Source organism: Nocardia niigatensis NBRC 100131, from assembly GCF_000308655.1.
Taxonomy (GTDB): Bacteria; Actinomycetota; Actinomycetes; order Mycobacteriales; family Mycobacteriaceae; genus Nocardia; species Nocardia niigatensis.
Map to the genome: position 1 here is coordinate 23807 of NZ_BAGC01000107.1, position 19723 is coordinate 43529.

The window sequence follows — 19723 nt, forward strand, 5'->3', positions numbered from 1 at the left end:
ACCGGGTCGTCGACCCGGTGACATGGCGGCCCGGCTACGCGCGCCGGTCCGCCAGCAGTATCTCGGCGCATTTCTCACCGATCATCAGCGACGGCGCGTTGGTGTTGCCGCCGGTGATGCTCGGCATGATCGAGGCGTCGGCCACGCGCAGGCCCTCGATGCCGTGCACCTCGAGCGTGGGGTCGACGACCGCGCGCTCGTCCACGCCCATGCGGCAGGTGCCGACCGGGTGGTAGATGGAGTGCACGCGGTTGGGCAGCTCGCGCCGCAGCGCGGCCTCGTCGGCGAAATCGCTTCCCGGCGAGTACTCCTCGGTGATGTCCGGGGCGATCGCCGAGTGCGCCATGATCTCCCGCACGCGCTGGATGCCCGCGATCAGGAAGTCCGCGTCGCGCGGATCGGTCAGGTAGCCCGGATCGATCAGCGGGGCGGCGAACGGATCGGCCGACGCGAGGGTTACCTGCCCGCGGCTGTGCGGATAGATGAGGCTGGGCATGACGGTGAGCGCCGCGCTCCGCTCGACCAGATACATCTTGTCGGCATCCTGATTCGGCACCGGATAACTCCACGGCAGGCTGTGGATCTGCATGTCCGGGTAATCACCGGGTGCGGCATCGGTTTTCACGAAGCCCACCGCCTCGAAGACCGTACGGCCCATCCACGAACTGCCGGGCCGCCGCAGCTCCCGCAGCAGAGCGCGCGCGAAGTAGGTCGGGATGCCGCGGTGGATGGCCTTCTTGGACACGAAGGTCATGGGCACGAACAGGTGGTCGTGCAGGTTCTGGCCGACGGGCAGGTCCGCGACGACCTCGATGCCGAGGTCGCGCAGGTGCTGGGCCGGGCCGATGCCCGAGAGCATGAGCAGCTGCGGGGAGCCGACCACGCCGCCGGAGACGATGACCTCCTTGGCGGCGCGCACGACGCGGCGGGAGCCGTTCTTCTCGGCGATCTCGACGCCGAGGGCGCGGCCGTTCTCGATCACGACGCGGGTGGCGTGGACGTGGGTGAGCACGGTGAGGTGCGAGTTGGGCATGTTGGTGATGAAGCCGCGCGAGGAGCTGTAGCGCAGGCCGTCCTTGACGCTCTGCTGGAAGATCGAGATGCCTTCCTGCGATGCGCCGTTGTAGTCCTTGATGATCGGCGCGCCGAGGGTTTCGGACGCGGCGGTCATGAACTCCTCGGCGATCGGGGTGATCTCGCGCGGGCGGGTCACCTCGATCGGGCCGCCGGTGGCGCGGTAGTCGTCCGCCCCGTCGACCCAGTTCTCGAGGCGCTTGTAGGCGGGCAGGACCTCGTCGTAGCTCCAGCCCTTGTTGCCCTCGGCGGCCCAGGAGTCGAAGTTGGCCTTGTTGCCGCGCACATAGAGCATGCCGTTGACCGAGCTGGAACCACCCAGCACCTTGCCGCGGGTCATGGGGATCTCGCGGTCGTTCGCGTGCTTCTGCGGGACCGAATACTGCTTCCAGCACACCCTTTCCTTCAAGCGGGGAATGGTGTGCACCATCGTGATCAGACCCGGGCTGATGACCAGCCGGGTGTCGTCGGACCGCCCGGCCTCCAGCAGGAGCACCGACTCGCCGGCGGCCGCCAGCCTGCCCGCGACCACGGCCCCCGCACTGCCCGCTCCGACGACGATGTAGTCGGCCTCGTTCATGATCTCGCCCATCGTGGTGTGCTATTCGTACCGGACCCGCCAGTGCTTGATGCCGTTGATCCACCCCGACCGCAGTCGCTCGGGCGCGGCGACCTCGGACAGGTCCGGCATCGCATCGGCGAGGGCATTGAACATCAGATCGATCTCCAGCCGGGCCAGATTCGACCCGACGCAATAGTGCGCACCGGTGCCGCCGAAGGCCAGATGCGGATTGGGGTCGCGGAGAATATCGAACCGGAACGGGTCCTCGAAGGCGTCCTCGTCGAAATTGGCGGAGCTGTAGAACAATCCGAGCCGCTGACCCTGCTTGATCGACTGCCCGCCCAATTCGGTGTCGGCGGTGGCGGTGCGCTGGAACGCGGTCACCGGGGTCGCCCACCGCACGATCTCGTCGGGCGCCGTGCGCGGACGCTCCCGCTTGTAGAGCTCCCACTGCTCGGGGTGGTCGATGAACGCCTTCATGCCGTGGGTGATGGCATTGCGGGTGGTCTCGTTGCCCGCCACCGCCAGCAGGATGACGAAGAAACCGAATTCGTCGGAGCCCAGCGCCTCCCCGTCGAGGTCGGCGTGCACGAGCCGGCTGACGATGTCGTCGAGCGGATCGGCGCGCCGCTGCTCGGCCATGTTCCAGGCGTAGCCGAGGATCTCCAGCGACGCGGTGGTCGACGACAGCGTATTGGTGTTGTCGCCGTATTCGGGGTCGTCGTAATTGAGCATCTGATTGGACCAGTCGAACAGCTTGCGCCGATCCTCCTGCGGCACACCCAGCAATTCGGCGATGGCCTGCAACGGCAGCTCGCACGCCACCTGCTCCACGAAATCACCGCCGCCCGACTCCCGCGCCGCGCGCACGATCGCCGCCGCGCGATCGGCCAGCGCGGCCCGCAAACCCTCGACCGCCCGCGGGCTGAAGCCCTTCGAGACGATGCGCCGGATCTTGGTGTGCTTGGGCGGATCCATGTTCAGCAGCAGCGCGCCGGTGACCTCGATCTGCTCGGGCGTGATCTCACCGGGCAGGCGGATCACCGCGCCCTTGCGCTGGGCGGAGAACAGCTCCGCATTGCGCGAGATCTCCTTGATGTCCTCATGTTTGGTGACCACCCAGTAGCCGCCGTCGCGGAATCCACCGGACTGCGCGTCGGTCTGGGGGTTCCACCACACCGGGGCGGTGCGGCGCAGCTCGGCGAATTCTTCGACGGGATTACGGGTTCCCCAGAGCACCGGATCGGTGAAATCGAATCCGGGGGGAATGGACGGCGCGGACACGGCTTCCTCCTGACAGGCCGACAACGTTGTGGACCGGGACGGATCAGCGATGGCGGCGGCGGTAGCGGACGCGGCACGGCTGTTGCAGCTGCACCACCATCTTGGAGTGGTCGTTGCGATAGGTCTCCGACGGCTGCGCCAGCTCGAACTCCCAGTCCCGCAACAGAATCGAGAAGATCGCCTTCAGCTGCATGAGCGCGAACGGCGCGCCCACACAGCGGTGGCGGCCCGCGCCGAACGGGATCCAGGTCCAGCGATGGACGAGGTCCTCCTGGCGCGGATCAAGATAGCGGCCCGGATCGAAGGCGTCCGGGTTCGGGAAGTCCTCCGGGATCCGATTGGAGATCGCCGGCGTGGCGGCCACCATGTCGCCGGTCTGGATCTGGTGTCCGCACACCTCGAACTCGCCGCGCGCGATCCGCATGAGGATGATCAGCGGCGGATGCAGCCGCAGGGCCTCCTTGAGCGCGGCCTCCAGATTCGGAATCTGGCGCAGCGCATTGTGACTGACCTCCGAGCCGTCGGCGTACAGCTCGTCGAGCTCGGTCACGACCGTGGCCAGCGTCTCCGGGTGGCGCAGCAGCTCGATGATGGTCCAGGCCGCGGTGCCGGAGGTGGTGTGGTGCCCGGCGAACATCATGGAGATGAAGATCCCGGTGATCTCGCTGGCCGAGAACCGGGAGACGCCCTGCTCGTCCTTCACCGAGATCAGGACGTCGAGCATGTCGCGATCGTCCTTGCCGGTGGGCGGATTCGCCTCGCGCTGATCCATGATCGCCTGCACCAGCTCGACCAGCGCCACGCGGGCCGCGTCGCGGCGGCGGAAGCTCTCGATCGGCGCGTAGGGGTCGACGTAGGCCAGCGCGTCGGTGCCCTGCTCGAGCTCGTGGTAGAGGTGCGCGAACCGGGAGTCCAGCTGCTCGCGGAACTTGCGGCCGATCAGGCAGGCCGAGGACGTGTAGATGGTCAGCTCGGCGAAGAATTCGAGGAGATCGATCTCGCCCTCGTCGTCCCAGCCGGCCAGCATGCGATCCACCTCGTGGGCGATGGTGGCCGCGTGCCCGCGCATGTGGTCCGCGCGCAGCGCCGAATTGTGCAGCATCTCCTTGCGGCGTTCGGGCGGCGCGTCGAAGACCACGCCCTCACCGAAGATCGGCTTCATGAACGGATAGGCCGCACCCTGATCGAGGTCCTCGTCGCTGGCGCGGAAGAAGAACTCGTTGGCCTCGGCGCCCGACAGCAGGATCACATCGCGGCCCGCGAGCTCGAAGGCGCCGACATCGCCGCATTCGGCGCGCACCCGCCGCATCAGCGCGATGGGGTCGGTGCGGAACTCCTCCAGGTGGCCGTGCTCGTCCGCACCCCCGGACACTCGCTGCGGCTTGACCAGCGTCATTGGAAATCCTTCCAGAAATAGCTGTCCAGACACCTTATGGACATGTGTCCGGACGGTACTACGGTTAGCGGCGTGCGACAAGGTCTGCCGTCGCCTTCGGACTGTGAATAGGTGGGGCGGTTCGGCTCCCGGTCACCCGGTCGCGGGCTCGGCCAGGAGTCGTCGCGCGGACATTTCCAGGAGATCGGCGACCTGCTCGTAGGAGAGCAGGCCCATCCCGGCCTGGAGCAGCGCGCCCGCGTAGAGCAGCTCCAGCATCGAAACCCGTTCCGGGTCATCGGATCCCAGCGCTTCGGCGAGCCGGCCGCGAATCTCCCAGCCGATGCGCACCCGCAGATGCCGGACATCGGGATCGTCGCCCAGCAGCGCACTGCTGACCGCACCGGCCAGGGCCGGGTCGTGGGCCACGAGCAGAGACACCTGGCGAAGCACGGCGACCACCCGCGTGGCCGGGTCCGCATCGCCGTTGTCCAGTTTCGGGGCCGCGACCAGCTGCCGCCAGAACACCTCCGAGATCAGGTGTTCCTTGGACGAGAAGTACGTGTAGGCGGTGGCGGTGCCGACTCCCGCCGTGGCGGCGACCAGCCGGATCGTGGTGCCGGAGAAGCCCTCCCGGGACAACACCGCGACGGCCGCCGCGGTGAGGCGGTCGACGGTGTCGGCCTGCTTCTCGGTGAGCCGCCGCCGAGTCGCCTCGATGCCGGTGGATGCGAGGTCGGACATCATCGGGCCTCGACGGTGCGGGGGAGCGCGGCGAATCCCCGCACATCGGTCGAGTGCGCGTCGTGGACCCGGTAGTCGTACGAGTCGAACGAGATCGGTGCCGTTGAGGCCGAAATCATCACGCATACCTCGCATTCGGTCGTGCGCACTGCCGGGAGCCCCGGCTCGGTCCCGCGAGAGACAGATAGCTGGACATGTGTCTGGACGGTATCATCGACTACCGTCCATCACAATGGCCATCATTCCGGGCCTCGGCTCGGAGCTAGAAACTGTCCAGAAGTCTGGACTGTTGTCTATATTGCCTTCCAGGGCTGTGATAGCGTCGCTACACCTGGGAAAGGACCGGCATGCACATCACCGACGCGATGATCGACGGTCAGCTGCGTGCGACCGGTGTGTGGATGCGGCGCATGGGGTCTCGGCACAGTCAGCGGTGGCTGCGGGTCGTGGCGGCGCTCGTCGACGGGTTGCTGTGGCTCGCGCGGGCGCGCCGGCCGAAGACGCTGCGGGTCGAGCAGTTCGGTATCGATCGCGGCGACGGAACGCGGCTGCGTGTGGTCGTCTACTCCCCGCTCGCGCCCACCACCGCGGCAGGCGGACTGATGTGGCTGCACGGCGGCGGGTTCTTCCTCGGGCGGCCGGAACAGGATCTGCGGATCTATCGCCTCCTGGCCGAGCGGACCGGCTGCGTGGTCGTCGCGCCCGACTATCGGCTCAGCGCCCGCCACCCGTACCCCGCGGCGCTCGACGACTGCTACACCGCCTTGATCTGGATGCGCGACAACGCGATTCGGCTCGGCATCCGCGAGGATCAGCTGGCGGTCGCGGGGGAGAGCGCGGGCGGGGGACTGACCGCGGCGCTCACCCTGCTGGCGCGGGACCGCGGTGAGGTGAACATCGCCTTCCAGATGCCGATCTATCCCATGATCGACGATCGGCAGACCACCGAATCGGCCCGCGACAATGATGCGCCCCTGCTCGATTCGGTCACCCTGGCCTCGGCCTGGCAGCTGTATCTACGGGATCTGTATGGAACGCAGCGGGTTCCGGTGTACGCCGCGCCCGCGCGGGCCGACGATCTGCGCGGCCTGCCGCCGACCTTCACTTATGTGGGCGGCATCGAGCCGTTCCGGGATGAGACGAGCGCTTACGTGGACGCGCTGCGATCGTGTGGCGTGCCGGTGGACTTCGAGGTCTACCCCGGCTGCTGGCACGGCTTCGACCGTCTCGTCCCGCGTGCCGAGGTGAGCCGGCGGGCCTTCCGTTCACGGGAGCGGTGGCTGCGGCACGCGCTGGACACCTACTTCGCGGCGCAACCCGGGGCGGACCGGGACCTGGCCTGACGACATCCGCCTCGGACCCGGCGGCGCACGCGCACCTGTCCGGTCACCGAACGCGACGAGTCCATCCGGCACGATATCGACGGTCGCGCACCGTACTTGGACGTGCCCGACGTCTTCGCGGGATTCGGTGACGATCCACTCGCGCCCGGCCGCCTTCACCGTAATTGCGCATTCAGCGCCCGGGCGTTTCAAGGCGACCTTCGCCCTGATCGCCACCACCCGCGATCCCATCAAATCCGCTCTGCTGCAGGCACTCCAGCCCAGCACGCAGCCTGTCGAGGGCTGAGTGGGGTGCCCGCGCCCGCCGCGGGCATGGCGGGTAGCACCGCCTGGGTGGCGGCGACCGCGCCGAACAGATACTGGTCGATCTGGGGCCGGAGATTGTCGATGGTGACGTCCTTCGGCTCGACCATGACCAGGCCCGCGTGCGGTGAGAACTCCAGGACGTCGATGGGGCCGAAATGAGCGGCGGCATCGGTCAACGCGGTGGCGAGAGCGGCGTGGTCACCGGTGTCGGCGGCGAATCCCGGCTGCGGTGATGCCGGATTCGGTCATCCGGTTCCCGCCGCACCCGCCCGCGCTTCTCCAGCTTGGTCACCACATTGTGACTGTCACTGCAAACTTGAAGTTGTTCGAGGCGGGGCGGCGGAGCGGTGCGCGGTCGATCAGCGGTTGATGAATCGTCGGAGCCAACTGTCCTGGTCGGCGTTTTGATGGCCCGGGCACCACTGGTCGGCCGGGACGGTGGCCTTGACCTGGGCGACGTGGGCGCCGCAGCCGGACCAGGTGGTCTTGCCGCAGGTCCGGCATCGGGTGGGGTGGCACATGGGTGGTTCCTCCGGGGTGGTCAGGCGGGGGATTCGCCGGATTCGATGGCGTCGGCGAATTCGCAGAACGCCTCGTAGGCGCGGGCGCCGTGGATGGTTGCGGGGCCGCCGTGCATGAGGAAGGTGACGCCGATGGCCTCGGCCGCTTCCTGCTTGGTCGCGCCGGCGCGCGCGGCGGCCTGCCCGTGTGAGGCGATGCAGCCGTCGCAGCCTTCGACCACTCCGATGGCGAGCGCGATCAGCTCCTTGGTCTTGCGATCCAGCGCGCCCGGCGCGAAGGCGGCCTTGCTGAGCTCACCGAAACCCTTGTACACGTCCGGGATCGCTCGCCGCAGTTCCCGGTGCAGCGGGGACAACTCCTGCAGGACGGCCTTGCCGTGCTGCGAGGCATGGGTGACATCGGTCGGTGCGGACATGGCTTCTCCTTCGTTCGCTTCGGGGAGGACGCGTCGTCCGAACGACCGCCTCGTGGATACCCCAGGGGGTATAGCAACGGTAGCATACCCCTCGGGGTATATGTCGAGGCGTGCCTCACAGCCGTGACCAACTGGCCGGCCAGCTCGGAAACGTGTCCGAAGCCAGGCGCGCAGCAGCCGACCGCTAGTCGGTCATTGGAGGGGGGCTGACCAGCGGAGGCGGGTGCCGGGTTCGTCGGGGTTGGGGAGGATGGTGAAGGTGCCGCCGAGTTCTCGAGCTCGGCAGTCGAGGTTGGAGAGGCCGCTGGGGGTGATGTTGTCGGGGATGCCATTGCCGTCGTCGGAGACGGTGATGGTGAGGTCGTCGGCTACCTCGATGGCGACGGAGAGGGAGTGGGCGTTGGCGTGGCGGACGGTATTGGAGACCGCTTCGCGGACAATGGCTTCGGCGTGGTCGGCCAGGACTGGGGTGACGACCGAGAGGGGGCCGGAGGTGCGCAGGGAGGTGCGCAGGCCGATGTCGGCGGTGTGCTGGGCGATGACCTGTTCGAGGCGTTGACGCAGTCCGGGGGTTTGGCTGTTGGCGCCGTGCAGGTCGAAGATCGAGGTGCGGATTTCCTGCACTACGTCCTGCAGGCCGTTGACGACATCGGAGAGGCGGCTGCGTATCTCGGGCGCGCGGGTGCGGGCGATGGTGCCCTGCAGGCTCAGGCCCGCGGCGAACAGGCGCTGGATGACGTGGTCGTGCAGGTCGCGGGCGATGCGGTCGCGGTCGGTGAGCACGTCGAGTTCGCGCACCCGCTGCTGGGCCTCGGCCAGCTGGATGGCCAGAGCGGCCTGCTCGGTGAAAGCCGTTGCCAATTCCAGGGTCTCGCCCGAGAACGGGGGAGCGGAGATCGGGCGGACGATGACCAGCACACCGAAGGTGGAGCCCTGGGCGTGCAGCGGGAGGATCAGGGTCGGGCCGGGGTCGGCGAGCGGCTTGCCGAGATCGATGCCGGCGGCGTCGTCGAAGCTCAGCGGGGTGCCCTCGGTGAACACCCGCCCGATCGCGGTGCCGGCGGTGCGGGCGACCAGGCTGCTGGGTCCGTCGCCGGGCCCGGCCCAGCGCGCGATCCGCAGCTCCGGCGCCTCCGTCGCCGGGATATCGGGATCGTCGTCGACGGCAAGGAACGCGCGTTCGGCCCGTGTCAGCGTGCGCACGTGCTTGACAACGTGCGCGAGCACCTCGTCGGCCGCGGTGCCGGCCAGGAATGCGGTGGCGGTGTCGCGGGTCGCCTCGATCCACGCCTGCCGGGTGCGGGCCGACTCGTACAGCCGCGCATTGTCGATGGCGATACCGGCCGCGGCGGCCAGTGCCTGGACGAGCACCTCGTCGTCCTCGGTGAACGGCAGCCCGTTCTTCTTCTCGGTCAGATACAGGTTGCCGAAGATCTCGTCCCGGATCCGCACCGGCACGCCGAGGAAGGTGTGCATGGGCGGATGGTTGGCCGGAAACCCCACGGACGCAGGATGACTGGCGATGTCGTCGAGCCGGATCGGTTCGGGCTGATGGAACAGCACGCCCAGCACGCCGCGCCCGGCCGGCAGGTCACCGATGGATTCGGCGGTCGCGTCGTCGATGCCCTCGTGCACGAACTGGGTGAGATGCGAGTCCAGGCCGCGCACGCCCAGTGCGCCGTAGCGGGCCTCGACCAGGCTGGTGGCGGTACGGACGATAGTGCGCAGGGTTTGGTCCAGATCCAGCCCGGCGGTCACCGACAGCATGGCCTCGACCAGACCGTCCATTCGGTCGCGGGCGTTGATGATCTGGTCGACCCGATCCTTGACCTCGGTCAGCAGTTCCCGCAGTCGCAACTGCGACAACGTGCTTCGCACCGAATACGAGTCGTCGGAGAGGGCAGTCATCTAGGGGCGTCCTGGGTCCGGAGTGAATGAATCTGAGGTACCGCTCACCCACAGTGTATTTGGGCTGTCGGCAGCGGGCGCCTCCGGCGCGGTACAGGACGGGATTCACTCATCCGGCCGCCGCGGCGGGTTGATGCAGCGCGTCCAGGGCCGCCGCGAGCAGCCGGTGCGCCTCGGCGGCAATGCCGTTCAGCGCGGGTCCGGCGAGGCTCGGTTCACGACTGTCCTTCTCTGACTCGGGCGAAGGTGTGGGCGTCGAGGACCTTAGGCCCTGTCGGGTGGGCGAATTCGATGGTCACATGGAGGACGGCATGCCCCAGCGAACCGATGACGGGAGATTAAGGCATGAACGGTTTCGGTGCCCGCGAGGCCACGCGCGGCGTGGTGGATCTCTCCCGGGACGAGGCCATGCGCCTGCTGGCCGCCGTCCCGTTCGGCCGGGTGGTCTTCACCCGTGACGCGCTGCCGGCGATCCGGCCGGTGAATCACATCGTCGACGGGGACACCATCGTCGTCCGCACCCGCCTGACCTCGCGTCTCACCTCGACCGTGCGCGCCGACAGCGCTGTGGTGGTCGCCTACGAGGCCGACGACATCGATCCGATCACGCGCTTGGGCTGGTCGGTGGTGGTGACCGGCATCGCGCGCACCGTCGCCGACCCGGAGCGGGCGGCCCGCTACGAAGCGCTGGTGTCGCCGTGGGTGGACGGGGTCATGGACACCGTCGTGGCCATCGAGCCGACGCTGGTCACCGGTATCCGGCTGGTGTAGCGGGAATCGATCCCGCGGGCCCGCGACGGCCGCGGTCGCGACCGCCCGGCTACCATCCACCCGACCGTGTCGCGGATGCTGTGCCGATCCGACGACGCCCCCGCGGACCGATCCCGAGAGGACCACCACCATGTGTCAACCGACCCCCTGTCAGTGCGGCAAGATCACCTGGGCCGGCTGTGGCGAGCATATCGACCAGGTCAAGGCCGCCGTTCCCGCCGAACAGTGGTGCGCGGGCGAGCACGAGGCTCCCGGCAACTGATCGGCGTCGTCCCGGCCGCGACCATGGGCCCGCGGCCGGGCGGCCTTTGGACCTGAGGTCCCGTGACCATCGACCGCAGTGCGGCCACCCCGGCGATTTCTACGGTGAAGGTGTGCGGCGAACCGCCGCCTGGGTAACCACATCGCCGGGAGAGGGCAATGAGCGAACACGAATACGAGGATCAGCACCGACTGGCCGGCGCCGGCGTGGTCGTAGGTGTCGACGGCTCACCGGGATCGGAACTCGCCCTGCACTGGGCCGCGGAATTCGCCCTCCGCCGTGGCCGGGAACTGCAGATCGTGCACGGCCTGGATCTGGCGGCCACCACCGTGGCCGGGCCGTACGCGGTGATCACCCCCGCCGTGATCGACAGCGTGCGGGAGAACGGCCAGAGGCTGGTGCGGAGCGCGGTGCAGAACGTGCGCGCCGAATACCCGGATCTGCGGGTGGCCGCGTACATGTCGAGCGATTCCGCCGCCGCCATCCTCATCGACCACAGCGAGCGCGCTTACGCCGTCGTGCTGGGCGCGACCGGAAACCATGGCACGCTGGCGCATTTGGGCTCGACGCTGCTGGCAGTGACCTCCCATGCCGCCGGCTCCGTGATCGTGGTGCGCCCGGATCCTGAGGCGGACAACACGATTCACGATTCCGGGCCGGTCGTGGTCGGTATCGATGGCGGGCCGGTCAGCGAACCCGCCATCGCCGCCGCCTTCGCCGAGGCCTCGGAGCGGGGAGCCGATCTGGTCGCCCTCCATGTCTGGAACGACTGGAGCGCGGGCATGTTCGCCGGCGACAAGTCGGCGAACATGCCCGAGGACTGCGAGGTCACCGAGGAATCCGTGCTGGCCGAACGGCTCGCGGGCTGGCAGGAGAAGTACCCGGACGTGACCGTGCACCGGCGCCTCTATTTCTCGGCCCCCGCCGCCCAGCTGCGGGAATGGTCGAAGCACGCGCAGCTGCTGGTGGTCGGCAATCGCGGGCGCGGCGGCTTCCTGGGGCTGCTGCTCGGCTCGACCACGCATTCCCTGGTGCAGCACGCACACTGCCCGGTCATGGTCGTTCACTCGGCCGAGTGACGCCAGAGGCCGGCGTCCGCGGGTAGGACGCCGGCCCGATCGCGCAGCTAGCGGGTTTCGATCATGTTCCCGAAGTGGCCGGTCCGCCAGACGATCCGGTTCCGCAACTCGCGGATACGCCAACCATCAAGCGTACGAACCAGATTCGCGGTAACGACGCCCCCCGCGGTGAACGACCGCTCCCTCATGCTCGCGCCGACGGGCATGCCTTTCCACAGATGGATCGCCACCAGATCGGCCCGGACGACAGCCGAGTCCCCGTCGATCTCGACATCATGCCCGGTGACCAAATGCTGAGTCCCATCGAACCGAGCAAAACTCACCCCATGACTCCGCGCGATATCCGCCGGCCCCACCACCCCAACCCCGTTCGGCCGCACGATCTCCCCATCCCCGGCAAAAATCCGCCCGAACAACGCGTCCTCGAACCCCCCTCATCCAAAGCCCGAAAATTAACTGTTGACCACCTTGATAATCCGCGCCGTCTGCATCCAGCACTCAATATCGTTCTGATCATCGATCACCGCAAACCCCTCCTTCGAGTGTCTGCCCCCGACGCTGGATCCTGACCCTGCGTCAGTCTCGAGTCCGGATGCTGGGAAGCTTCGGAGCGGAAGCAGGGCCGGTACAGTTTCACCACCTCGATACGACTCCGCTGGCCGCCATCCTGGAGCGGTGGCCGGTGCACAGGAAAGGGTGAGGGCCGTGCGGATTTACATCACCAGCGTCTTCGTCGACGACCAGCAGAAAGCGCTCGACTTCTATACCGGGGTACTGGGTTTCACCAAGAAGCACGACGTGCCGCTGGGGCCCGGCGCCCGCTGGCTGACCGTGGTGTCGCCGGAGGACCCGGAGGGCGCGGAACTGCTGCTCGAACCGGATGGGCACCCAGCGGTCAGGCCGTACAAGGACGCCTTGGTCGGCGACGGCATTCCGGCCGCCTCGTTCCAGGTGAAGGATGTCCAGTCCGAATTCGAGCGGTTGACCGGCCTCGGGGTGACGTTCACGCAGCACCCGCTGCAGGCGGGACCCGTCACCACCGCGGTGTTCGACGACACCTGCGGGAATCTGATCCAGATCGTCACCCCGGCCTGACCGGTCCGTTCAGACGCGGGCGCGCTCTCGGGCGAGGGCGCGGTCCCGCTGCTCCTCGAAACGCGGAATCTGCACCTGTTCGAGATTCTCGAGGTAGCCCGCCAGCTGCTCCCGCGCCTGTTCGCCCCGGGGGCCGAAGTCGGTGCGGCCGAAGATATTCCAGTGCCGCAGCACCGGCATCAGCACGTCCTCGAGGTGCTGGCGCAGATCGTAGATCCCGTGCTTGGCCATGAGGACGCCGTGGCGGCGGAAGTTGGGCATCCCGGTGCCGGGCATGCGGAAGTTCTCGACGATCAGGTCGATGGCCACCATCGCCTGGTCTGGCACGAGATCCAGGGCCGCGCCGCACAGGGTGCGATAGAAGATCATGTGCAGGTTCTCGTCCAGGGCCAGCCGCTGCATGATGCGGTCGGCGACCGGATCGTTGCAGACCGCGGCGGTATTGCGGTGGCTGATCCGGGTGGCCAGCTCCTGGAAGCTGACGTACGCGACGGAGTAGAGGAACCCGGCGTGCGCGGCCGCGGTGGCCGGATCGACGGGTGCGGCGAAACCATTGGTCATGTGGGTCATCCGGTCGTTCTCCAGCGCGACCGGGTCGACGCCGCGGGTGACCACCAGATAGTCGCGCAGGACCACACTGTGCCGGGTCTCCTCGGCGGTCCAGCGGCCCACCCACGTGCCCCATGCCCCGTCGCGGGAGAAGTTCTCGGCGATCTCGCGGTGGTACGAGGGCAGGTTGTCCTCGGTGAGCAGGTTGGTGATGAGCGCGGCCTTGGCCACCGCGGAGAGCTGGGATTGCTCTGGATCCCAATCGATTCCGCCGAGCTGCGCGAAGTTGCGCCCGTCGTCCCACGGCACGAAGTCGTGGGGATGCCAGTCCTTGAACACCGATAAATGCCGGTCGAGCGCCTGCCCGGCGACCGGCTCGAGTTCGACGAGGATCTCACGCTGCGTCAGCTCACGCGCCACGGGTGGTGTCCGCCTTCCTGTCTGATGAGTGGGGGGCCGTGCGGCCATCGCCCACCGTTCCGTGCCGCGTCCGGCGGCGACAGAGCCGAAGGTCCCGACCGTGCGAGGACTTCGATCTCGAGGCCGCCCGGGTAGATGACCGGCGAGGACCTTCGGCCCTGTTCGCGTCGCCGTGGCCGGTGCTGACATGGACACGTCAAAATCAGGTCGATCACCATCGGGAGGTCGTGCAGCGTGTACGCGAACGAGGTCGCCATCATGCCGGAACCGGTCGTCGAGGTGCTCGGGGACGGTGGGATCTCCGCGCAGGAGCGTCACCGCGCCCGCGCTCAGATCGCCGCGGTGCTGGGCCGCCGCCGCTTGACCGGCACCGCGAACGTGCGCCTGACCCGCGGATACCGCTCGGACGGAACGACTCTCGCGCAGATCGACCTCCGGGTGGCGGGAACCCCGGTGCGCTGCCAGATCGACGGCCCCGCCGCGCGCACGATCGATCTCGCCGCCGACCGCCTCGAGCGCGCCCTGGATCGCCTACTGGCGCAGGCGCCCCCGCGCTGGGCGCCCGACCCGGCCCGCCCGCCCCTGGTCACACTCGGCGATGTCCGGCCGATCGTGCGCCGCAAGGTCTGCGTCCCGCACCGATGCGATGCGGCTGCCGCCGTCGCCACCATGGACGCGCTGGACTACGACGCCCACCTCTTCACCGACCTCGACACCGGCGAGGACGCCATCGTGTATTGGGCCGGGCCCCTGGGCGTCCGGATGGCCCGGCAGCGCCGCCTACGCCCGCCCCGCGACTTCGAGCACCTACCGATGACCATGAACCCGCACCCGACCCGCGTCCTCACCGAGTCGGCCGCCGCCGTGCGCCTGTGCGGCCACGGTCTGCCGTTCCTCTTCTTCACCGAGCCCGAGGACGGTCGGGGCCGGCTGCTCTACCGCCGCTACGACGGTGATCTCGGTCTGGTCATCGCCACATCGCAGCGCCCGTCGCCGGGTCTGCCGTGACGATCGGGTGCGTGCGCATCCGGGGTCGGCTGCGATCGCGACCGGCGCCCACCGGCACATCCGGGCAGCCCACCGATATCGAGGAAGTGGTCTGACCATGGGAGTCGTTGTCGGGGATCTGCTGCCGCTGTCGGTATGGCCATGAGCGCGTGCGCGGTGTCCTCGACCGGATGAAGGTCTGGCTGGAGACCTACAACGCTCAGGTCATGACGGTCGCTGGCGGTCGTCGGCAAGGGCTCGGCGGGCCTGTGATCACGAAACCGCCGTCGATCCCGGAGGATCGGCGGCGGTTCGCGATCGGCGGCGGTTCGCCGATGCAGGGCTCAGCTGGTCAAAGTCAGCTGCGGGGGTTGCCAATCACCGCTGGCGGCTTCGGATTTCGGCGCGTACAGCCGCATGGTGAGCGAGAACGGCCCGCTCGCCGGGATGGGCAGCCAATTGCCCTTGGGGACCGAATCGCCGGGATCGGCGTTCTGGACGGTGATCTCGACCGACCCATCCGAGTTCGCCGCCGGCTTGATCTGGTGGCCGACCGAGTAGATCTGCGCCGCGTTGTCGACGAGATGTGATTCCCCGTCGTAGGCCGTGATCGACCAGAACGCGTCGACCGGCGGCTGCGCGCCGGGGGCGAAACGGATGCGGAACCGGCGCGGCGTGCCGTTGTCGTCGGCGGCGGCATAGATCGTCGGATACAACGCGTCCTTCGACAGATTCGCGCCCAAGCCCTGCATGGCCACGAGCGCTCGCTGGTCGTAATTGGTCCCGTAGGAGCCGATGGTGGGGTCGAAGATCCAACCGTTGGCATCCTTCGCCGCGGGGTTCTTGTAGGTCGGTATCTTCGCCAGCCCGCTCTTGACCGCAGTGTTCAGCAGGTCTGCGGACACGCCGCTGACACTGCCGCCCGGCGTGATCCCGATGGCCGCGAACCGCTTCAGCGCGTCGGCGTCGGCGGTGGCCGGAGGATTGAGCGCCATCAGCTGGGTCATGCGGGCGAAGAAGGTCGGCCCGTCCATGTCGGCGACCGTCTTCGCGGCGTCGGCGCTACTGGCGTTCGGCTCGCCCGGATCACCCTGCACCGCTGCCGGATCCTTCACCCAGGTGCTGAGTGGAACCAGTTTGATCTGCCGCTGTAGCTCCTTGACCCGGTCCACGTCCTGGCTGCCGTTGAACTGCAGGCGACCGGCCACCCACACCGTGCCGGTCGGCACCGACAGCTGCGTCACGTCGTCGGGCAGTTGTCCCGACCAACCCGGCCCGGTGATGGCGTAGGTGAACGGCGGCGTGGCCTGGCCCGACTTCACCTGCGGGTGAACGCTGCTGGGGTTCTGCACGGTGTTGGACCAGGCGTCCATGATCTGCATGAGCCAGTAGCGGTCGGATTCCATGGCGGGTACCTGCAGCACCATCGGCTCGGGACGCACGTCCAGCCAGGCGAAGGAATACAGCGTGTCCAGGTTGAGCCGGACCACCGACTTGTCCTCGGGCGTGGGCGGATTGCCGTGGTAGAAGCGGTTGGCCGGGGCCGCGTTCTCGCGGGTGACATCCATGACGACCAGGGGGTAGCCGAAGACGTAGGCATCGGTGGCGACGGCGGCCGCGTCGTTCGAAGCCGGTGTGGTGCTGGTGACCGAGCTGGATTTGTCACTGCTGGAGCAGGCGGCCAGGCCGACCGTGGCGAGCGCGCCGAGCCCGAGTCCCAATGCGGCCCTTCGCGACACGGTGGCAAACTCTCGATGCTCGCGGCTCTTGGGGAAGTTCATGCGTGAACGCCTCGTTTCCTGCGTGCTTGTGAAGCGCGAAATGCCCATCACAAACGGATTTTTGACGATATCCGAGGAACGATTCTAAGTGGAGGGGATGCGGCCTCGGTGTCAATGACGCACAGGTATTTCCGTGTGGCACGGTAAATAGACACCTTTTGGCAACTGTGACTGTGGTCGACCGTCTGGTTGCTCACGAAGACCGGAGGGACGCGATCCGCGGTGCGGGTGTATGGCCTCGGTTCACGCGCCGTCGAGCGGCTGCGCCCCGGCCTCGGCGGCGGCCGCGACGACGGACGGGTCGTCGCGGGTGACCTCGGTGCCGGTGACGAAGTCACCGGTCCAACGCACGGCGAGGTGCTGCAGCGCGGAGACGTTTGTCGATTGCGGTACGCCGCAGGCCAATTCGCCCGCCACGTCGGAGCTCGCGCCCTCCGCGTCGGTGTGCGCGCCGGCCGGCAACCGGACGCCCACGAAGCTCCGGTGCAGGAGAGTCCGCAGGGCGGTCGTGCCGCTGCCGAAGTTGTTGCAGAGTCCGGGCGGTCCGGACACGGTCAGGACCGGCAGGGGCGTGCGGTCGAGATCGGCCAGGGCGGCGTCGGTGTTGTTGCCCAGGAAGGACTTCACCGGGTCGAGCAGGACCAGGCCGCGCAGCGCGGTCCAGGCGTCCGGGTGCCCGGCGTGGAGGCGGTGCGCCACGTATTCGACGGCCTCGGCCCCCGCCGAGTGGCCGATGAAAACGAACTGCCGGGGCAGGGCCGGTGCGGTCAGGCCGGCGGCGGAGGCCGCGGCGGCGAGGCTGCGCGCCAGGGCGCCGGAGGGATCCTCCGCGGTGGCGAACAGGTCGGCCACCGTGTCGAGGAACGGAGTGTTGTCGCCGAGATTCTGCAAGGTGCAGCCGGACGGATTCACGAACGGGAGGCTGGGGGCGAAGACGAGATAGCCGGCGTCGGAGAGTATTCCGGCGAGCGCCGCGACATTGGCTGTGGTGCGGGCGAAGCCGTGCTGCAGCCACACCAGGCCGCGTGGCGTCCGATCCGGGAGATACCAGTCGGCGTTCTGCCGCAGTGGCGTCGCCGAGCAGGACAGGTCGATCCCGCCGGGGACAGTGGCGGCGGACGCCGGGGTGGCGCCGGCGACGGTGGCGGCGCACAGGGCGGCGAGGACGAGCGGGGCGCGGCGTCGGACGGTCATGACGACTCCTGGGTGGATCGAGACGGAATCAGTGCGCGACGCGGCCGAAGAGGACGGACTCCATGAGGCGGATCACCCACTGGCGCGAACAGATCCGCTCGCTGTCGCCGAAGACGCGGCCGTAGTCGACGACCAGGCCGAGGGCGGCGTGGACGAGGATGTGGCCCTCGGCGGGGGTGAGCTCGGGACGTACCCAGGCCAGCAGGGTGGCCCATTCCGCGACGACGAGACGTTGCACGACACGCAGTGTCTCGCGGTCGTCGTCGGGCACGTGACCGAATTCGGCGAAGTAGACGACGGTCAGTTCCCGTTCGTCGAAGGCCCCGGCGACGTACATGTCGATGAGTTTGGCCAGCGCGTCGGCGGGACCGGCGGATTCGGCCAGCGTCGGGCCGATCACCGCCGACATGCGGTCGGCGGCGCGGCGGAATGCCGCATTGAGCAGATCGCCCTTGCCGCGGTAGTAGCGGTACACCGCCGAGGGGGACGGCAGGCCCGCCGCGGTGGCGATCTCCTCGACGCTGACATTCGGGTACCCGCGCTCGTAGAACAGCCGGATCGCCTCGTGCAGGAGCAGTTCGTGCTTGAGGGTCGGCGGCACCTCCACCGCGCGCGGTGCGGCGGGCGGCAGTCCGGGTGCCGGCAGATCGGCCTCCACCAGCGCCCAGCAGGCCGAATTCAGCAGGGCGGTCATGGCTTTCGCGCCGAGCGTAATGCGATGATCGCCCAGACCGGTGGCCGTGCTGAACACGCCCACCGCCCGGATCCGCCGCTCGTGGTCGGACAGCTCGGGGCGGACCTCGCCCATGAGGCCGCCGAGCGCGGTGATGGCGGTGGCGAAATGCCCTTCCACCGTTCGTTTGTCGGCGTCGTCGAGGTAACGGGACTCCCACCGCGCCAGCCCGACGATGCTCCGGTTGGCGATGGTGCCCGCGATGATCCCGTCGATGGCGTACCCGAGCCGCTGCCGGGCGGGCCAGTCCGCGGCCTCCGGCGGCAGACTCACGGTGGCCACGGTCAACTCGCCCAGCCGCAGCAGTTCGCCGGCGAACAACGCGTACTTGCTCGGGAAGTGCCGGTACAGCGCGGTGGAGGTGATTCCGAGCCGGGCCGCGATGTCCTCCATGCTCACCCGGTGATAGCCGAGGGCGGCGAACTCGGCCGCCGATACCGCCGCGATCTGGGCGCGCCGGTTCCTGGGGCGTCGGCGCACCGCCCGCGCTCCGGGTTCGGAGGCGGGCGTGGCGGCGCGGCTCACGACTGCGGCTGCTGTGCCAGTGGCGAATTCACCCTGTTCACCAACCACCGGTCGCCGGACCGCTCCAGCCGCATGACCATGGACAGCTGCCCGGGCGCGGGCTTGCCCTGGGTGCCGAGGCTGGTGATGGTCTGCCCGATCACCACGATGGCCTCGGCGGAATTGCGGTCGGCATTGCGGACCGCGCACTGCACGTCGGTGGCCTTGGAGACCACCTGCCCCTGGGTGAGCACGTCCCGCAGATCCTTGCTGGTGGAATCGAATTGCTTGCGCCAGTCGCCGGTCGCGCCGTCCAGGACACCGGTGAAGTAGGCATCGAGATTCTTGGCGTCGTAGGTGGCCAGCAGCGGCGCGTACTTGCAGGCCGCGGCCTGGGCCTGCTCCTGAGCGTCGAGCAGCTCCCGGTGATGCGCGTCCTGCTGGTGGAACACGATGCTCGAGCCGATGGACGCCGCGAGCGCGAGCACGGCCGCCGCCTGCGCCACGAGACGGCCGCGCTTACCCAGGGCAGGCAGCGAGACGCCGCGCAGCCGCGATTTCTTCACGCGTGCAGTGGCTTTGGGCGCACCGGTGGACTTCTCGGCCACCTTGGACTCCGCGGAGGACTTCTTCCCGTCCAGCGAGGTCGTCTTGTCAGCGTCGTCGTCGGCGGCTTCCGCTTCCGGCGTGCTGCTCTGAGCGGCGGCCTGCACGGCTTCGGTTGCCGTCTCGACGGTTTCGGCGTTCTGCCCGTCGCTGTCCGCGGTGACCGCGGTCGAATCCTGCTGAATCGTGTTCTCGCTCATGGAAGATCT

General features: G+C 68.5%; 20 protein-coding genes. 6 read left to right on the forward strand and 14 right to left on the reverse strand.

From position 1 onward, the window contains the following. Positions 1-34: 34 nt before the first annotated feature. The 4 genes from ON33_RS32040 to ON33_RS32055 all read right to left on the reverse strand — a co-directional run bounded on the left by ON33_RS32040 (position 35) and on the right by ON33_RS32055 (position 5039). Positions 35-1666, reverse strand: coding sequence for a GMC family oxidoreductase (locus ON33_RS32040; protein WP_040862889.1), 1632 nt, complete (start codon positions 1664-1666; stop codon positions 35-37). 9 nt (positions 1667-1675) lie between these two features. Then, positions 1676-2920: a cytochrome P450 gene (locus tag ON33_RS32045; RefSeq protein ID WP_040862890.1), complete on the reverse strand. Its 1245-nt coding sequence runs from the start codon at positions 2918-2920 to the stop codon at positions 1676-1678. Between the two features lie 43 nt (positions 2921-2963). Next, positions 2964-4316: a lanosterol 14-alpha demethylase gene (gene cyp51, locus ON33_RS32050; RefSeq protein ID WP_040862891.1), complete on the reverse strand. Its 1353-nt coding sequence runs from the start codon at positions 4314-4316 to the stop codon at positions 2964-2966. 132 nt (positions 4317-4448) lie between these two features. Continuing rightward, on the reverse strand, positions 4449-5039 hold the full coding sequence (locus ON33_RS32055; protein WP_040862892.1) for a TetR/AcrR family transcriptional regulator: 591 nt from the start codon (positions 5037-5039) through the stop codon (positions 4449-4451). 347 nt (positions 5040-5386) lie between these two features. On the opposite strand from ON33_RS32055, the gene ON33_RS32060 reads away from it, so the two are divergent. Further along, complete coding sequence (locus ON33_RS32060; protein ID WP_040862893.1) at positions 5387-6382, forward strand: alpha/beta hydrolase; 996 nt, start codon at positions 5387-5389, stop codon at positions 6380-6382. A gap of 230 nt (positions 6383-6612) precedes the next feature. Here the strand turns inward: ON33_RS32060 and ON33_RS32065 are convergent, their stop codons facing one another. From ON33_RS32065 to ON33_RS32075, 4 genes are all read right to left on the reverse strand, one after another. Then, a complete protein-coding gene (locus ON33_RS32065) occupies positions 6613-6864 on the reverse strand; it encodes a Rossmann-fold NAD(P)-binding domain-containing protein (RefSeq protein ID WP_051153230.1) in 252 nt (83 codons plus the stop codon). Positions 6865-7047: 183 nt separating this feature from the next. Then, positions 7048-7209, reverse strand: coding sequence for a DUF8730 family Cys-rich protein (locus tag ON33_RS42390; protein WP_169336861.1), 162 nt, complete (start codon positions 7207-7209; stop codon positions 7048-7050). A gap of 20 nt (positions 7210-7229) precedes the next feature. Further along, on the reverse strand, positions 7230-7625 hold the full coding sequence (locus ON33_RS32070) for a carboxymuconolactone decarboxylase family protein (protein WP_040862894.1): 396 nt from the start codon (positions 7623-7625) through the stop codon (positions 7230-7232). Positions 7626-7817: 192 nt separating this feature from the next. Continuing rightward, positions 7818-9533, reverse strand: coding sequence for a sensor histidine kinase (locus ON33_RS32075; protein ID WP_169336862.1), 1716 nt, complete (start codon positions 9531-9533; stop codon positions 7818-7820). A gap of 345 nt (positions 9534-9878) precedes the next feature. Between ON33_RS32075 and ON33_RS32085 the strand changes: the two genes are divergently transcribed. From ON33_RS32085 to ON33_RS32090, 3 genes are all read left to right on the forward strand, one after another. Beyond that, positions 9879-10304, forward strand: coding sequence for a pyridoxamine 5'-phosphate oxidase family protein (locus ON33_RS32085; protein WP_040862896.1), 426 nt, complete (start codon positions 9879-9881; stop codon positions 10302-10304). Positions 10305-10434: 130 nt separating this feature from the next. Further along, positions 10435-10566 (forward strand): DUF8730 family Cys-rich protein, encoded by a 132-nt coding sequence (locus ON33_RS44145; protein WP_281033256.1) that lies wholly within the window; start codon positions 10435-10437, stop codon positions 10564-10566. Positions 10567-10724: 158 nt separating this feature from the next. Then, positions 10725-11645 (forward strand): universal stress protein, encoded by a 921-nt coding sequence (locus ON33_RS32090; protein ID WP_040862897.1) that lies wholly within the window; start codon positions 10725-10727, stop codon positions 11643-11645. A 47-nt stretch (positions 11646-11692) separates the two neighbouring features. Here ON33_RS32090 and ON33_RS38780 read toward each other — a convergent pair whose 3' ends face one another. Next, positions 11693-12061 carry a nuclear transport factor 2 family protein gene (locus tag ON33_RS38780; RefSeq protein ID WP_051153231.1) on the reverse strand — a complete coding sequence of 123 codons (369 nt, stop codon included), beginning with the start codon at positions 12059-12061 and terminating at the stop codon, positions 11693-11695. Between the two features lie 289 nt (positions 12062-12350). Between ON33_RS38780 and ON33_RS32100 the strand changes: the two genes are divergently transcribed. Beyond that, a complete protein-coding gene (locus tag ON33_RS32100; protein WP_040862898.1) occupies positions 12351-12740 on the forward strand; it encodes a VOC family protein in 390 nt (129 codons plus the stop codon). Between the two features lie 9 nt (positions 12741-12749). Here ON33_RS32100 and ON33_RS32105 read toward each other — a convergent pair whose 3' ends face one another. After that, a complete protein-coding gene (locus tag ON33_RS32105; RefSeq protein ID WP_040862899.1) occupies positions 12750-13709 on the reverse strand; it encodes an acyl-ACP desaturase in 960 nt (319 codons plus the stop codon). A 234-nt stretch (positions 13710-13943) separates the two neighbouring features. Here ON33_RS32105 and ON33_RS32110 point away from each other — a divergent pair, with 234 nt between their 5' ends. Next, positions 13944-14717, forward strand: coding sequence for a sigma 54 modulation/S30EA ribosomal C-terminal domain-containing protein (locus ON33_RS32110; protein WP_040862900.1), 774 nt, complete (start codon positions 13944-13946; stop codon positions 14715-14717). A gap of 323 nt (positions 14718-15040) precedes the next feature. Here the strand turns inward: ON33_RS32110 and ON33_RS32115 are convergent, their stop codons facing one another. From ON33_RS32115 to ON33_RS32130, 4 genes are all read right to left on the reverse strand, one after another. Further along, positions 15041-16435 (reverse strand): DUF1254 domain-containing protein, encoded by a 1395-nt coding sequence (locus ON33_RS32115; RefSeq protein ID WP_040862901.1) that lies wholly within the window; start codon positions 16433-16435, stop codon positions 15041-15043. Between the two features lie 285 nt (positions 16436-16720). Then, positions 16721-17671, reverse strand: coding sequence for an alpha/beta fold hydrolase (locus ON33_RS32120; RefSeq protein ID WP_051153235.1), 951 nt, complete (start codon positions 17669-17671; stop codon positions 16721-16723). Positions 17672-17699: 28 nt separating this feature from the next. After that, positions 17700-18929 carry a TetR/AcrR family transcriptional regulator gene (locus ON33_RS32125; protein WP_040862902.1) on the reverse strand — a complete coding sequence of 410 codons (1230 nt, stop codon included), beginning with the start codon at positions 18927-18929 and terminating at the stop codon, positions 17700-17702. Next, positions 18926-19714: an Rv1363c family protein gene (locus ON33_RS32130; protein ID WP_040862903.1), complete on the reverse strand. Its 789-nt coding sequence runs from the start codon at positions 19712-19714 to the stop codon at positions 18926-18928. The genes ON33_RS32125 and ON33_RS32130 overlap by 4 nt, the downstream gene beginning before the upstream one ends. Between the last annotated feature and the right edge of the window lie 9 nt (positions 19715-19723).

What these genes read in the sequence shown, in the direction of transcription:
- ON33_RS32040 (WP_040862889.1), bottom strand. Translation starts at nt 1,666, where the DNA reads ATGGGCGAGATCATGAACGAGGCCGACTACATCGTCGTCGGAGCGGGC.
- cyp51 (WP_040862891.1), bottom strand. Translation starts at nt 4,316, where the DNA reads ATGACGCTGGTCAAGCCGCAGCGAGTGTCCGGGGGTGCGGACGAGCAC.
- ON33_RS32055 (WP_040862892.1), bottom strand. Translation starts at nt 5,039, where the DNA reads ATGTCCGACCTCGCATCCACCGGCATCGAGGCGACTCGGCGGCGGCTC.
- ON33_RS32060 (WP_040862893.1), top strand. Translation starts at nt 5,387, where the DNA reads ATGCACATCACCGACGCGATGATCGACGGTCAGCTGCGTGCGACCGGT.
- ON33_RS42390 (WP_169336861.1), bottom strand. Translation starts at nt 7,209, where the DNA reads ATGTGCCACCCCACCCGATGCCGGACCTGCGGCAAGACCACCTGGTCC.
- ON33_RS32070 (WP_040862894.1), bottom strand. Translation starts at nt 7,625, where the DNA reads ATGTCCGCACCGACCGATGTCACCCATGCCTCGCAGCACGGCAAGGCC.
- ON33_RS32075 (WP_169336862.1), bottom strand. Translation starts at nt 9,533, where the DNA reads ATGACTGCCCTCTCCGACGACTCGTATTCGGTGCGAAGCACGTTGTCG.
- ON33_RS32085 (WP_040862896.1), top strand. Translation starts at nt 9,879, where the DNA reads ATGAACGGTTTCGGTGCCCGCGAGGCCACGCGCGGCGTGGTGGATCTC.
- ON33_RS44145 (WP_281033256.1), top strand. Translation starts at nt 10,435, where the DNA reads ATGTGTCAACCGACCCCCTGTCAGTGCGGCAAGATCACCTGGGCCGGC.
- ON33_RS32090 (WP_040862897.1), top strand. Translation starts at nt 10,725, where the DNA reads ATGAGCGAACACGAATACGAGGATCAGCACCGACTGGCCGGCGCCGGC.
- ON33_RS32120 (WP_051153235.1), bottom strand. Translation starts at nt 17,671, where the DNA reads ATGACCGTCCGACGCCGCGCCCCGCTCGTCCTCGCCGCCCTGTGCGCC.
- ON33_RS32130 (WP_040862903.1), bottom strand. Translation starts at nt 19,714, where the DNA reads ATGAGCGAGAACACGATTCAGCAGGATTCGACCGCGGTCACCGCGGAC.